This is a genomic window from Clostridium chromiireducens (genome assembly GCF_003575225.1).
GTDB classification, from domain to species: domain Bacteria; phylum Bacillota; class Clostridia; order Clostridiales; family Clostridiaceae; genus Clostridium; species Clostridium chromiireducens.
Window position 1 is genome coordinate 123,216 of the sequence record NZ_QXDJ01000009.1, and the last position, 14,743, is coordinate 137,958.

The 14,743-nt window shown below is 33.6% G+C and carries 9 protein-coding genes, 2 rRNA genes and 1 riboswitch; of the genes, 3 read left to right on the forward strand and 8 right to left on the reverse strand.

Annotated elements, in window-relative coordinates; translation table 11 throughout:
• Positions 1–182 precede the first annotated feature (182 nt).
• The 3 genes from D2A34_RS24885 to D2A34_RS24895 all read left to right on the forward strand — a co-directional run bounded on the left by D2A34_RS24885 (position 183) and on the right by D2A34_RS24895 (position 4,136).
• A complete protein-coding gene (locus D2A34_RS24885; RefSeq protein ID WP_119368228.1) occupies positions 183–3,002 on the forward strand; it encodes a sigma-54-dependent transcriptional regulator in 2,820 nt (939 codons plus the stop codon).
• A 226-nt stretch (positions 3,003–3,228) separates the two neighbouring features.
• Positions 3,229–3,654, forward strand: coding sequence for a PTS sugar transporter subunit IIA (locus tag D2A34_RS24890; RefSeq protein ID WP_119368229.1), 426 nt, complete (start codon positions 3,229–3,231; stop codon positions 3,652–3,654).
• Positions 3,654–4,136 (forward strand): mannose/fructose/sorbose PTS transporter subunit IIB, encoded by a 483-nt coding sequence (locus D2A34_RS24895; protein ID WP_079438140.1) that lies wholly within the window; start codon positions 3,654–3,656, stop codon positions 4,134–4,136. The genes D2A34_RS24890 and D2A34_RS24895 overlap by 1 nt, the downstream gene beginning before the upstream one ends.
• A gap of 194 nt (positions 4,137–4,330) precedes the next feature.
• Here D2A34_RS24895 and D2A34_RS24900 read toward each other — a convergent pair whose 3' ends face one another.
• From D2A34_RS24900 to D2A34_RS24935, 8 genes are all read right to left on the reverse strand, one after another.
• Entirely contained in the window at positions 4,331–4,963 is a 633-nt protein-coding gene (locus D2A34_RS24900) for an HDIG domain-containing metalloprotein (protein ID WP_079438141.1), read from the reverse strand.
• A 247-nt stretch (positions 4,964–5,210) separates the two neighbouring features.
• On the reverse strand, positions 5,211–5,549 hold the full coding sequence (locus D2A34_RS24905; protein WP_079438142.1) for a P-II family nitrogen regulator: 339 nt from the start codon (positions 5,547–5,549) through the stop codon (positions 5,211–5,213).
• Positions 5,550–5,689: 140 nt separating this feature from the next.
• The gene (locus tag D2A34_RS24910) at positions 5,690–6,931 is read right to left on the reverse strand and encodes an ammonium transporter (RefSeq protein WP_079438143.1); all 1,242 of its coding nucleotides are present in this window, start codon (positions 6,929–6,931) and stop codon (positions 5,690–5,692) included.
• 410 nt (positions 6,932–7,341) lie between these two features.
• On the reverse strand, positions 7,342–8,304 hold the full coding sequence (locus D2A34_RS24915) for an aminoglycoside phosphotransferase family protein (protein WP_079438144.1): 963 nt from the start codon (positions 8,302–8,304) through the stop codon (positions 7,342–7,344).
• A gap of 170 nt (positions 8,305–8,474) precedes the next feature.
• Entirely contained in the window at positions 8,475–10,130 is a 1,656-nt protein-coding gene (locus tag D2A34_RS24920; protein WP_119368230.1) for a SulP family inorganic anion transporter, read from the reverse strand.
• 278 nt (positions 10,131–10,408) lie between these two features.
• The gene (gene dapA / locus D2A34_RS24925) at positions 10,409–11,284 is read right to left on the reverse strand and encodes a 4-hydroxy-tetrahydrodipicolinate synthase (protein WP_119368231.1); all 876 of its coding nucleotides are present in this window, start codon (positions 11,282–11,284) and stop codon (positions 10,409–10,411) included.
• Between the two features lie 154 nt (positions 11,285–11,438).
• Positions 11,439–11,605: riboswitch (Lysine riboswitch) on the reverse strand.
• 328 nt (positions 11,606–11,933) lie between these two features.
• Positions 11,934–12,050, reverse strand: a 5S ribosomal RNA gene (rrf, locus tag D2A34_RS24930).
• A 135-nt stretch (positions 12,051–12,185) separates the two neighbouring features.
• Positions 12,186–14,743, reverse strand: a 23S ribosomal RNA gene (locus D2A34_RS24935); the annotation flags it as partial.

Below are 14,743 nucleotides of genomic sequence, written 5' to 3' on the forward strand. Positions count from 1 at the left end.
TTAATAATTAAAATTAGTGTATCAATTTTAATTGATAAATTAGCTCAAGCAACAATACCTTATCAATATACTTTTAATACATTTCTACTTTATAAATACTTATATACAACAACTGTATCAATATACTATTGAATATTTTCTTTTTAAACCTTACAATAGTATTTATTAAGGAGGCATGTATCATGAAGCGAATTGATAAAATATATAATTATGTTTTGCAAAATTCCAAAAATTTTAATAAAGATACATTTTTAGAGCAAAAAGGATTCAGTGCTCAATACATTGGAGAAACACTAGGTATATTAAGAAATAATGTTTCAAAAGAACTTAATACTCTTTGCAGAGAAAAGAAAATAATAAAAATAAAAAATAGACCAGTTATGTATTTTGATAGAAAACATATTGAGGATTTATTATCAATAAAGTTGCCTGATAATTTAGAGGAAATCTCAGATATTAAGTCTTTAGTCTCCACACCACACAAAACTGTTATCCAAGACCAATCACCTTTTAACTACCTAATTGGTGCTAATACGGGCTTAAGAAATCAAATCGAACAAGCTAAGGCAGCCCTAATGTATCCACCTAGCGGTCTACATACTTTAATAATTGGTAGCACAGGTGTTGGTAAAAGTTTGTTTGCTAATATAATGTATGAATACTCTAAATACATAAAGAACTTACCTGAGGATGCACCTTTTGTAGTTTTCAACTGTGCTGATTACGCTAATAACCCACAACTTCTACTCTCTTATATATTTGGGTACATTAAAGGTGCTTTTACAGGTGCTGATAAGGAGAAAGAAGGTATAGTTGAGAAAGCTAACGGTGGTATTCTATTTTTAGATGAAATACATAGATTACCACCCGAAGGGCAAGAAATGGTGTTCTATTTTATGGATACTGGAACATACAACAAACTCGGTGAAACTGATAGAACTCGTAAAGCTAACGTATTATTGATAGGAGCAACTACAGAAGATCCTAATTCCACCTTATTAAATACGTTTATAAGAAGAATTCCAATAACTATAGCAATTCCAAGTTTTGATGAGCGACCTATTGATGATCAGATTCAGTTAATACACTATTTAATATCAAAAGAGGCACAAAGGGTTAATAAAACAATTAAAATATCAGCCGAAGCCATTAAAGCTCTTATTGGAAGCACTTCCTACGGAAATATTGGACAGCTTAAATCTAATATTCAATTAGCTTGTGCAAAAGGTTTTTTAAATACTATTAATACAGGCAATGCAGATGATTGCATTGATATAAATTTAAAACTACTGCCACCAAATATAAAAAATGGAATTCTTACATTTGGTAATAAAATAAAAGATAACGCTACTGCATGGAATATAATTCCTAATACAATTACTATCCTACCAGATGGTAATAAAACATTTTTAGAGACAGATGCTTATGAGCCCCCATTTAATATTTATAACATTATTGAGGATAAAACATCTGCTCTTCAGGAAGAAGGAATGCGTGATGAAGATATCAAAAATTTCATAACTACAGATATCAACATTCATTTAAAGCAATTCTACGCAAAATTTAAGAATGATACACATAGACGAGAAGGCTTACTAAAAATTGTTGACAAAGATATTGTTGACTTTGCTGAGGAAATCAAGGCGTTGGCCGAATCTAAATTAAATAGAAAATTAAACGAAAGATTTATTTATGCTACAAGTCTTCATTTCAGTGCATTATTTAACCGTATAAAGAAAAAGACCGTTTCATTGTCATCGCATATTGAACTACAGTTGTCTATTAATAGTAGAGAATATGAAGTAGCAACTGAAATTCATGCATTAATAGAGCAACGTTATAACTTAACTATTCCTCCTATTGAAATTGAATATCTTGCACTACTCTTAACATCAATTCAAGAGTCGTCCCATCAAGAAAGAGTTGGGATCGTAGTTGCAGCTCATGGTTCAAGTACTGCTACTAGCATGGTTGCTGTTGCTAGAAAACTTTTTGACGCTGATAATATTTTAGCTGTTGACATGCCTCTTGAAATGACTCCTTCAGATATTTTAGAAACCGTGATTGAAAAAGTTAAGATTGTAGATGAAGGCAAGGGTGTATTACTTTTAGTGGATATGGGTTCATTAAATAGTTTTGGTGATGTTATTACAGAAAGAACTAATATTAATACTAGAAGTGTGGATATGGTTTCAACTCCATTAGTTTTAGAGGCTGTTAGAAAATGTTCATTATGTGATACAGATTTAAATTCCGTGTACTCATATTTAATTACTGATTTCAGAGGATATACAAATAAGGTAGTAACAGATGAAAATCCAAGCGCTGATGGTGTTATCGTTACAATTTGTTCTACTGGTAAAGGCGCTGCTATTAAACTTAAGGAACTAATTCAAGATATAGTTGATAATATAACTTCGAGTGAAATTAATATTATTGCTATTGGTTTAAAAAACTTAAGTAAATCTATCACTCATATATCAAAAAATAATAAGATTATTGCACTAATTGGAGTATCAAACCCTAATATGGAAATTCCATTTATATCATTAGAAAATTTGATTGATGGTTCAGGCGAAAAATTACTAAAAAGTTTAATAGAAGGAAAGACTATTATTGATACTAATAACAAAACAGAAAATCAAATAGTTCTTAAAAATCTTTGTAAACAAAGTCTTAGAGAACTTATAACTTTCCTAAATCCCGAAAAAATATGTTCATTATTAGAAGACTTCGTTATAAGCATTGAGGAATCTCTATCCATAAATTATGAAAATCCTGTAAAACTACGAATTATGCTACATGTTGCTTGTGCTTTAGAGAGAATGATTTTGAATGATGGACTGGTGTATAGAGAGTCTACTGATACACTTGATCAGAATATTTTGTATGCTCTAAAGAAAGCCAGCTCAATATTTAAGAATTCATTGTCTATATCATTAACTGATGATGAACTGTATTACATGATCGATATACTAAATGATTATCAATACTTAATTTAGCTTTTATTTAGTATCAAATTATGTATTATATCAATTAAAAGTATATCATTTTCTACACATAGTGTATTAATAAATATCTATAGTGTATCATCTTTTATATTTATATTTACTTAATACTACTAAAACTGTATCTTAATAATACTTTGTATTTCTGATACACTATGTTGGTACGCTAATTGCTATGTATATTAGTATCTGAACAATAAGTAGAAAGGGTGATACGGTAGTGATCGCATTAATTATAAGCACTCATGGTAAATTCTCAGAAGAACTGGTTAAATCATCTGAGATGATTTTTGGTTCTCAAACAAATATAGGTACTGTTACATTTAAACCTGGTGAAGGTACAGATAACTTAATAGCAAAATACACCAACCTTATAGATAATGAGTTAGATTGTAAGGACGGAGTTTTATTTATGGTAGACCTCTTCGGTGGAAGTCCATTCAATGCAGCTAGTGTTCTAACATTGAATAATGACAATATTGAGATTGTATCAGGTGTCAACCTTCCAATGTTATTAGAAGTATTTAGCAGTAGAGACTTTTCAAGTCTTCCTGAATTAGCATCAATAGCACAAAATGCTGGTAAAGATGCTATAAAACAATTAATAAAACAAATAAACACAAATTCTGAAGAGGATGATTTATAATGAAAATCACATTAGCAAGAATTGATGACAGGTTAATACACGGGCAAATAGTTACAGTTTGGTCGAAGGAAACAAAATGTCAAAGAATTATCGTATGTAACGATGATGTAGCAAAAGATGAAATAAGAAAAACTTTATTAACTCAAGTTGCACCTCCTGGGATTCAATCTCATGTAGTTGATATTCACAAAGCAGTTAGAGTTATTAATAACCCTAACTATGAAAATGATGTTGTTATGCTTCTTTTTACTAATCCAACTGACGTTCTTAGATTAGTTGAAGCTGGAATAGATATTAAATCTGTTAATATCGGAGGAATGTCTTTCAAAGAAGGTAAAACTCAAGTAACTGGAGCTATTTCATTGAATGATCAAGATATAAAATCTTTCAGAGAATTGAATGATAAAAATATAGAATTAGAAATAAGAAAAGTTGCTTCTGATTCAAAAGCCTTTATTATGCCTTTAATTGAAAAAATGTAATTTTTATTGTTCTTATTTTCATAATCTCATGTACATTAATTCTTGGCATTCTATTCTACTGGTTAGTCTGGTTAGCATAGCATCTAAGAAGTAAACAAAGACAAATAAGACTTATAGCATTAAACTAATATGTATATATTTAAGTAGACTATCTTTTGGAATAATTTTAGATAGTCTCTTTTTATTATAAAAATCTATACAGTTTGTTTATTAAAATTGCTTATCTTTTCTTTAAATTTGTCTATTTGAATAAATGTATCATTAATTTCTTGTTTATCTAAGCCGCTCCTGCCTAATCTATCAGAAAGCGACACTAATACAATCTCATTAATTTCTACATCGTCTAGCATATCACCTATATTTTGAAACTTCATATTTTTAGTTACAAATAAGCTTTGCATATGCCATCCTACTAGTCCTTTAACTTCATTTATAAAATTCTCTTCCTCATTAAAGTATTCTAAAAATTTTCTTGCCATATCAGCGCCTACAATATCATGATCATAAGAAGTTAATCTACCTTTTCTGATCTTGGTAGTTGGTTTCTTACCAATGTCGTGTAGTAAAAGTGCCCACATAAATGCTCTTTTGTTTTTACTCTTATCTCTTCTTTTAGCACCTTCATCCACTACCATCATTGTATGAATAAATACATTTCCCTCTGGATGAAATTTAGGATTTTGATCAACTTCTTGCAGTTCTTTTATCATCGAGAATGGATATTTATCAAGTAATTTAGCATCTAATGCCTCCTGTATATAATTAGAAGGCTTATCATCATTAAGCAAATGCTTTTCTATGTCTAAAAAAATCTCTTTATCATTCATAGCATACTCCTATTTAATATTTCTTTAATATTGAAATAAATTTATTATTATATTAAAAATTTTAATTTAACATTAGTATATCTATTATTTTAATAATTAAACATTTTAACACATTCATATTAAAATAGAGAACGACTTATTGTTAAATTTCACTAATTAAATCATTATTAGTTATCATAACAATAAATTGCTCTCTATTAATATATTATATAATTTATGAAAGTATGGATTTTTGCATATAATATTCTTATAGTGCTGTATTTCCTCTTTCACCAGTTCTTATTCTTACGCATTCTGCAATATCAACAACAAATATCTTTCCGTCTCCAACTTCCCCTGTTCTAGCTATTGATGTAATTAATTCAATAACATCTTCCACTTTATCATCTTCTACTGCTATTTTAACTTCTATTTTAGGTAAAACATTAGTTGTTATTTCTGTACCTCTATGATACTCCTTCCAACCACGTTGTTGACCACATCCCATAACTTGACTTATAGTTACACCATTTATATTGTTATTCTTTAATGCATCTTTAATTTCTTCAAGTTTTGAAGGTCTTATAATCGCTTCTACTCTTTTCATAATATATTTCCTCCCTAATTATCTGCATGATATATATTTTTAGAAATGTATATCTGAAATTATACCACAAATCTCTTCAATCTAGTTATCTATTAATATATTGATGCAGTATTATTTAGTGCTATTATAGCATTTATATCCTAGTCTAATCCATTGAATGCTGGATAAGCAGTTTCACCATGTTCAGCTACATCAAGACCATCAGCCTCTTCTGAACCTTCAACTCTAATAGTCATAAATAATTTCATAACTTTTATGATAATAAATGTCATGACTGCTGCAAAAATAACTGTTATTACTATACCCTCTATTTGAGCAATTAATAGATTAATATCCCCAAAGAAAAGACCATTCCATTTTGCTACAGAGTTAATTGCTGTTTGTCCAAATAATCCAGTTGCGATTCCTCCCCAGATTCCACCAATTCCGTGGCATCCAAAAGCGTCTAACGCATCATCATATCCGAATTTTGCTTTTACTACGCTCATGAAGAAGAAGCATATTGGAGAAACTATTGCACCTATTACAATTGATGACCAAAGTGGAACAAATCCTGCTGCTGGTGTAATTGCAACTAGTCCTACAACTGCGCCTGTCGCTGCTCCTAGTATTGTTGGTTTACCATGTTTTATTTTTTCAATAAACATCCATGAAAGTAATGCTGCTGCTGCTGCAGTATTTGTTGTCATGAAAGCATGTACAGCAAGTGGACCAGCATTTAATGCACTACCAGCATTAAATCCAAACCATCCGAACCAAAGTAATGCTGCTCCAAGAACTACAAAAGGAATATTGTGTGGTTTATATGACATCATTCCATAACCACGTCTCTTACCTAGCATTATACATGCTACAAGTCCTGAAACTCCTGAACTTATATGAACTACATCTCCACCTGCGAAGTCTACTGCTCCTAAAGAACCGATTATTCCGCCACCCCATACCATGTGAGCTAGTGGATAATATACTAAAAGTGACCATAATCCTATAAAAATAAATAGTGCTGAAAATTTCATTCTTCCTACTAAAGATCCAGTTATAAGTGCTGGAGTAATTATTGCGAACATCATTTGAAATGCTGCAAAAAGTTCATGTGGTATAGTAGGTGCAAGTGCTGAAGGATCTGCCCCAACTCCATTGAATAGGAAGAAATTTAGTCCACCTATTACTCCACCAATATCATCGCCGAATGATAATGAATAACCTATTAAAACCCACATTATTGATGCTAGTCCACAAATAAAGAATGAAGACATCAGTGTATTTAAAACATTTTTTCTACGCACCATTCCTCCATAGAAGAATGCAAGCCCCGGTGTCATTAAAAGTACAAGTGCTGAACAAATTAATAAGAAACTGCTATCGCCAAAATTAATTTCCATAAAAAATCCCCCTTAAAATCAATAATTTCTTGAATAATAATAATCCTTTTTTTGAAATTTCTTTAAATTATTCAAATAATTGTAATCAAGAAGTAATTGAGCTCTAATACTTCTACAAGTTATCTTTGTAAATTAATTTACTTAATTTATTACGACATCGTAATTCTAAATAAAAAAACGGTGCTTGTAAAACATACCTTTTCTTTGTACGTTTCACAAACACCGTTGTTTATATTTTTTAGTATATTCTCTTAATATAAATTTGTCAATATATTTTTAAAAAATTATATTGATTGTTATTTTTTTTTCATTACCTTATAATGACATAATTTTAGACATCCTATATTACAATTTTCATTTATATTAATCAAACTGGTAAGACATTATATTATATTTTATTCTTAATCTTATTAGCTTGATAATAGAGTTATATTATTGATTAATATATCTTTTATATTTGAATATTTGTTTGGCATATTGCCTTCTCCATTTATTAATTGAATCAGATTTGCTAGATCTCGAAGTTTACTTATCTCATACCAATCATTTGTAAGCTTATAACTAGAAATTTTATTATATTCTTCTTCAAAAACTTTTATCATATCTTTACTAAAATACTCTTCATATCTAAAAAACTGTCCGATATCTGCTAAAGGATGTCCAGCCATTGCAAATTCCCAATCTATAACTCCACCTAGTTTATTATCCTTAATCAAAATATTTGTTCCTTGAAAATCTCCATGAACTAACCTAATATCATTATCTAGTTTATTTAGTATATGACCATTTTTATTCACTATGTATAAAATTTTATGCACTAAATCTTTTCCTAGACGCTCTTTAGCTTTACTACCCATGAATTTTTCGTACCATAGTATTAAAGGTGGTAATTCATTTACGACTTTCAGATTTTCATCTAAAAAACCTGCCTTCTCAAATTTATAGCTATGTATTTGTGCTAAAAACTGTGCAACATCCTTAATAAAATTATTTTCTATACTATAGCCTTCGCTTATTGCTTTACCTATTGTCTTTCCTTGCATGTATTCATAAATTGCATATTCCCTATTTTGTATAATCTCATTGTTCCCAACCTTGTAAATAGTAGCAACATTAACTAACTTATCTTCTTTTAATTTAGCTAATAATTTAATTTCTTTCTTATAATTTTGCTCTTTTGAAAAAAATATCTTTAGAATATATTTTTTCTCTGGTATATTTGTATCTACGATATAGTTGGTCGTTCTGCAGCCTTCATTTATCGGAATTACATTAGTAATATAATCATTCTCTAGTATACCTTCAAGCAATTCCCCAATTATATTATTATCAATTTTCAGAAACGGAAATGTTCGCTCCCATCCATATTCCATAAGCATACCTCATCTACTGCATATAATTTTTATCGAGTCTAATTATAATATATTTTACTACATATGTGTAAATACTAAGTATTTAAGATTAGAAGCATATATTAAGAATCAATGATAGTTAAGTATATTATTTCCCCGGTAATATCTAATAAGTTATGTCAACTACTATTCTACGATGCTTCCAAATGTTTCACATAGTCAAACGCTTTTTCTATTGCTTCTGTCTTAGTTTCATAGATATTTATCTCACCAATCTTAACCACAAATCCCATCTTGCTTAACACCTTCATTGGTTGATCTTGTACATGAGTTAAACAAAGCCTTATATCTAGACTTTTGCAATGTTTTAATAATTTAGTTAGCGCATCTATTCCCGAAGCATCCACTGCATGAGTATGGCGCATATCTAAAATGACAACTTCAATAGAAGCCTCAAGTCCTTTCATTTTAGAAATAAATTCTTGTACTACTCCGAAGAATATTGGACCATTGACTTGGTAAACATGTATCTTTCCACCTGCTTTTTCTAATACATTTGATATACTGTCATCAAAAACGCCTTCATCAACTAAGTTCCTTATTTCAGTAGTATCAGAGACTCTCTTCATAAATAAAAACATAGTCATAATCATTCCAATTCCTATTGCAACTACTAAATCAAATACAACTGTACATGCAAATGTTACTAATAATACAATCACATCGCTCTTAGGCGCTTTTAATAATGCTTTGAATACTCTCCATTCACTCATGTTATAGGATACTATTATAAGTATGGCTGCTAGTACAGTCATTGGTATCATTTTAGCTAATGGCATTAGCGCTAGCATAGTCATTAATAACACAACTGCATGAACCATTCCTGCTATTGGACTTTTCCCATTTGACTTTACATTCGCTGCAGTTCTTGCTATAGCTCCTGTCGCTGGTATTCCCCCAAATAATCCACTCGTAATATTAGCTATTCCTTGAGCAACAAGTTCCATATTAGAATCATGCTGATCGGATATCATGCCATCCGCTACTGTTGCCGATAATAATGATTCTAACGCCGCTAGAATAGCAATTGTCATAGCTGGCGCAAATAATTTATTTATTATATACATGTTCATATTTGGAAATACAGGTGTTGGCATAGTTGATGAGATTTCTTGGAACCTACTTCCTATAGTTTCTACTGGAATACTAAAAACTTTTACAATAATAGTTATTATAATTAATGCAATCATAGATCCTGGTATTGTTTTATTAACCTTAGGCCATATTGCCATTATTGCTACAGCTCCTACTCCCAGTATTAGTGACCATACATTAATGGATTCTATATTGGTAAAATAAAATTGCCACTTTTCAAAAAATTCTGCTGGCACATTATCAATATGTAATCCGAGAAAATCCTTAATTTGTGTGGACATAAGTGTTACTGCTATACCAGCAGTAAAACCTATAGTTATTGTTTGTGGTATGTACTTAATTAATGAACCAAATCTTAATAATCCCATTATAACTAAAATTATTCCTGCCATTACCGTTGCAGTAATAAGCCCATTCAATCCGTATTCTTGAATAATTGAGTAAATTATAATTACAAATGCCCCTGTAGGGCCACCTATTTGAACTTTGCTGCCTCCTAAAAATGATATTATAAACCCTGCTAATATTGCCGTTACAATCCCCTTATCTGGAGATACCCCTGATGATATTCCAAGAGCTATTGACAATGGCAATGCTATTACAGCAACAATAAATCCAGCTATTACGTCTTTCATAACTTGCCCTCTTGTAATTTCCTTACTCTTGATCATAGAAAAAAACCTAGGCATCATTTTAAATCACTTCCTTGTTAATTTTTTCACTCTTTATATTACTCCTAATTTGTATAGTAGTCAAAAAATACGTTTACAATTCTTATCTTCTCTATAATCCTTATAGATATTATTCATAATAGTTAATAATAAAAGAGGAAGCAATTACTACTTCCTCTCTCCTGACCTTTTATAAATACTAAGAATATATTTTATAATCTTCACAATGCTATCTTCTTGTCCTTATTGATATTAATTTTCTACTTTCTTTAATCATTCCTAATAATTATATCTCTATATTATAATGCTATATTTTCCAACATCTTATCTAATTTATCTTGAAGTTTCTTTGTAACATTTACTAATGGAAGTCTAACTTCATCAGAATCTATTAAACCTATCTTATTTAGGCAATACTTTAGTGGTGTAGGATTAGGTTCTGAAAATAGAAGAGGTATCATGCCATGTATCAGCTTCCATTTATCCAATGCTTCTTGATGATTATTCTCTTTTACTAAATTATATATATCTATAAATTCCTTAGTTCTTAAATGAGCTGAAGCCATTATTCCTCCCTGTCCACCAAGCGCAAGTGTTGTATAAAAATACGCATCCTCTCCTGTCAAAATTGAAAAATCTTTTGGTGGATTTAATAATAATTCTGTTGTTTGCTTCATATTTCCGCAGCAATCTTTTATACCGATTATATTCTTTAGCTGTGATAATATCTGTACAGTATCATTCTCAATATTAGTTCCAGTCCTATACGGTATATTATATAGTATGATATCTAAGTTAGTTGATTCTGATAAAGCTTTAAAATGTTCGTAAATGCCTCTTTGATCGGGTCTTGAATAATATGGTGCTACAGATAGTATGCCATCTACGCTATGCTTTTCTACTATCTTCGACATTTTAACTACTTCACTTGTATTATTTCCTCCCAATCCTACATACACCGGCACCCTATTATTATTATACTCAATAGTCTTTTCTAATACTTTCTCGTACTCACACGTAAGAATGGTAGGTGATTCTCCAGTTGTTGCTAGTGGAATAATTCCATTTGCACCTTCTTTAATATAATGATTGATCATTCTTTCGTAAGATTTAAAATCTACCTTTCCATCCTTAAATGGTGTTATTAATGGTACTAGTACCCCTTCTACTTTCATTAATCTGCCAACTCCTAAAAATTATTTTGTTAAATAAGAAAACCCGTTAGTAATTTATACCAACGGGTAGAGTTAATCGCATAAAACTTGTACAAAACTAAATTATAATAATATTAGAACTTCCATTGTAATACTATCATCTATAGTTTTATCAAATCCTTGTAGCTCTCCACTTTCGTGACAGTTATACATATATTCTATGCATAACCAGAAATAAATCTTTGCATAATTCAAATCTTCGGCCATAATACCTTTTCTCATCAATCACCGTTTGCCAACTCACGATGAGTACTCTTTATTACTGGCGCCTCTACCTTAGGTTTTCGTTATTAAATTACTCCAATTATATCACTTAAATAATTATTTGTAAATGATATACCATCTACTACACATTAATCAAAGTTCTCAAAGGATTTTTACTTTGTATAAGATGAGAATTTTAGGAATCTACAAGTATTTTGATGTAATTATTATATAAACATGTCAATTTAAAAATATCCACATTAATAAGAAATAATCCACATGCATATTACAATACATTGTGGATTATTTCTTATTTTTCTCTACCCAAATATTTATTTATATAGTAATCATAAGAACTTTTTTACTGTAAATAAAAAAGATAGTCATTACAACTATCTTTTAAGTTACCTCGCAACGTCCTACTCTGCCACACAATCGCCCGTGCAGTACCATCGGCGCTATAGACCTTAACTTTCCTGTTCGGAATGGGAAGGAGTGTTACCTCTATGCCATCATCACGAGATGCTTGTTCATTCCAAATCTATGATTTGGTCTAATGAACTGTACTCCTCAACTACGTTGAGTGAGCTTCCTTTGAAAGCTTTGTTCTTTCAAAATTGCACATAGTATTTTTAATGTATTACAACTTGATTATTTATTGGTCAAGCCCTCGACCTATTAGTATCAGTCAGCTAAATATGTTACCATACTTACACCTCTGACCTATCAACCTTGTAGTCTTCAAGGGGTCTTACTAGCTTACGCTATGGGAAATCTAATCTTGAGGTGGGCTTCACACTTAGATGCTTTCAGCGTTTATCCCTTCCCGACTTAGCTACCCAGCTATGCTTCTGGCGAAACAACTGGTACACCATAGGTCAGTCCATCCCGGTCCTCTCGTACTAAGGACAGCTCCTCTCAAATTTCCTACGCCCGCGACGGATAGGGACCGAACTGTCTCACGACGTTCTGAACCCAGCTCGCGTGCCGCTTTAATGGGCGAACAGCCCAACCCTTGGGACCTACTTCAGCCCCAGGATGCGACGAGCCGACATCGAGGTGCCAAACCTCCCCGTCGATGTGAACTCTTGGGGGAGATCAGCCTGTTATCCCCGAGGTAGCTTTTATCCGTTGAGCGATGGCCCTCCCACGAGGTACCACCGGATCACTAAGCCCGACTTTCGTCCCTGCTCCACTTGTAGGTGTCGCAGTCAGGCTCCCTTCTGCCTTTGCACTCTTCGAACGATTTCCGACCGTTCTGAGGGAACCTTTGGGCGCCTCCGTTACATTTTAGGAGGCGACCGCCCCAGTCAAACTGCCCACCTAACAATGTCCTGTCACCAGTTTCATGGCATCCAGTTAGAACTTCAATACTATCAGGGTGGTATCCCAACAACGACTCCACTAAGGCTGACGCCCTAGTTTCCCAGTCTCCCACCTATCCTGTACAGACAATACCGAAATTCAATGCTAAGCTACAGTAAAGCTCTACGGGGTCTTTCCGTCCAATCGCGGGTAGCGAGCATCTTCACTCGCACTACAACTTCGCCGGATTTGCAGTTGAGACAGTGCACAAGTCATTACGCCATTCGTGCGGGTCAGAACTTACCTGACAAGGAATTTCGCTACCTTAGGACCGTTATAGTTACGGCCGCCGTTTACTGGGGCTTAAGTTCACACCTTCGCGTTACCACTAAGTGTTCCCCTTAACCTTCCAGCACCGGGCAGGCGTCAGCCCCTATACATCAGCTTTCGCTTTAGCAGAGACCTGTGTTTTTGTTAAACAGTTGCTTGTGCCTATTCTCTGCGGCCTGATTTCTCAGGCACCCCTTCTCCCGAAGTTACGGGGTCAATTTGCCTAGTTCCTTAACTGCAATTCTTCCGTCGGCCTTAGGATTCTCTCCTCATCTACCTGTGTCGGTTTGCGGTACGGGCACTACTTCTCTCTCTAGATGCTTTTCTTGGAAGCATGAAATCAGATACTTCGGTTCCGTAGAACCTTCCCCATCACGCCTCAGAATTGCCAGAGCGGATTTGCCTACTCTGACTCCCTTAACGCTTAGACCAGCATCCAATAGCTGGCACATCCTATCCTTCTCCGTCACACCATCGATAATAACGATTATAGTGGTATTGGAATATCAACCAATTGTCCATCGACTACGCCTTTCGGCCTCGCCTTAGGTCCCGACTAACCCTGAGAAGACAAACTTTACTCAGGAAACCTTAGATATTCGGCCTGTAGGATTCTCGCCTACATCTCGCTACTAATGCCAACATTCTCACTCGTAATCAGTCCACCGCTCCTTACGGTACGACTTCAGCCCGATTACGACGCTCCTCTACCGCTCACACATAAGTGTGAACCCGTAGCTTCGGTGGTAAGTTTGAGCCCCGGACATTTTCGGCGCAGGATCTCTTGACTAGTGAGCTATTACGCACTCTTTTAATGAGTGGCTGCTTCTAAGCCAACATCCTAGTTGTCTTAGAAATCCCACATCCTTTTCCACTTAACTTACACTTTGGGACCTTAGCTGACGATCTGGGCTGTTTCCCTTTTGACCATGGAACTTATCTTTCACAGTCTGACTGCCGGACTGATAGTATATGGCATTCGGAGTTTGATAAGGTTCGGTAAGCGCTATGCCCCCTAGCCTATTCAGTGCTCTACCTCCACTACTCACATTTTCCGACGCTAGCCCTAAAGCTATTTCGAGGAGAACCAGCTATATCCGAGTTCGATTGGAATTTCTCCGCTATCCACAGCTCATCCCATGCTTTTTCAACAGCAACGTGGTTCGGTCCTCCACGAGGTTTTACCCTCGCTTCAACCTGGCCATGGATAGGTCACCCGGTTTCGGGTCTACAGCATGCAACTAGTCGCCCTATTAAGACTCGGTTTCCCTTCGGCTCCGTACCTTAAGTACTTAACCTTGCTACATACCGTAACTCGTTGGCTCGTTCTACAAAAAGCACATCATCACACACATAAGGTGCTTTGATCGGTTGTAGGCACATGGTTTCAGGTTCTATTTCACTCCCCTCCCGGGGTTCTTTTCACCTTTCCCTCACGGTACTGCTTCACTATCGGTCATCAGGTAGTATTTAGCCTTGGGAGGTGGTCCTCCCTGCTTCCCACAAGGTTTCACGTGTCTCGTGGTACTCTGGTGCAGAACTGATTATCATAGTTTTCACTTACGGGACTATTACCCCCTA

Coding starts and splice junctions, on each gene's coding strand:
- D2A34_RS24895 (WP_079438140.1), top strand. CDS start 3,654: ATGAAAATCACATTAGCAAGAATTGATGACAGGTTAATACACGGGCAA.
- D2A34_RS24900 (WP_079438141.1), bottom strand. CDS start 4,963: ATGAATGATAAAGAGATTTTTTTAGACATAGAAAAGCATTTGCTTAAT.
- dapA (WP_119368231.1), bottom strand. CDS start 11,284: ATGAAAGTAGAAGGGGTACTAGTACCATTAATAACACCATTTAAGGAT.
- D2A34_RS24915 (WP_079438144.1), bottom strand. CDS start 8,304: ATGGAATATGGATGGGAGCGAACATTTCCGTTTCTGAAAATTGATAAT.
- D2A34_RS24920 (WP_119368230.1), bottom strand. CDS start 10,130: ATGATGCCTAGGTTTTTTTCTATGATCAAGAGTAAGGAAATTACAAGA.
- D2A34_RS24885 (WP_119368228.1), top strand. CDS start 183: ATGAAGCGAATTGATAAAATATATAATTATGTTTTGCAAAATTCCAAA.
- D2A34_RS24905 (WP_079438142.1), bottom strand. CDS start 5,549: ATGAAAAGAGTAGAAGCGATTATAAGACCTTCAAAACTTGAAGAAATT.
- D2A34_RS24910 (WP_079438143.1), bottom strand. CDS start 6,931: ATGGAAATTAATTTTGGCGATAGCAGTTTCTTATTAATTTGTTCAGCA.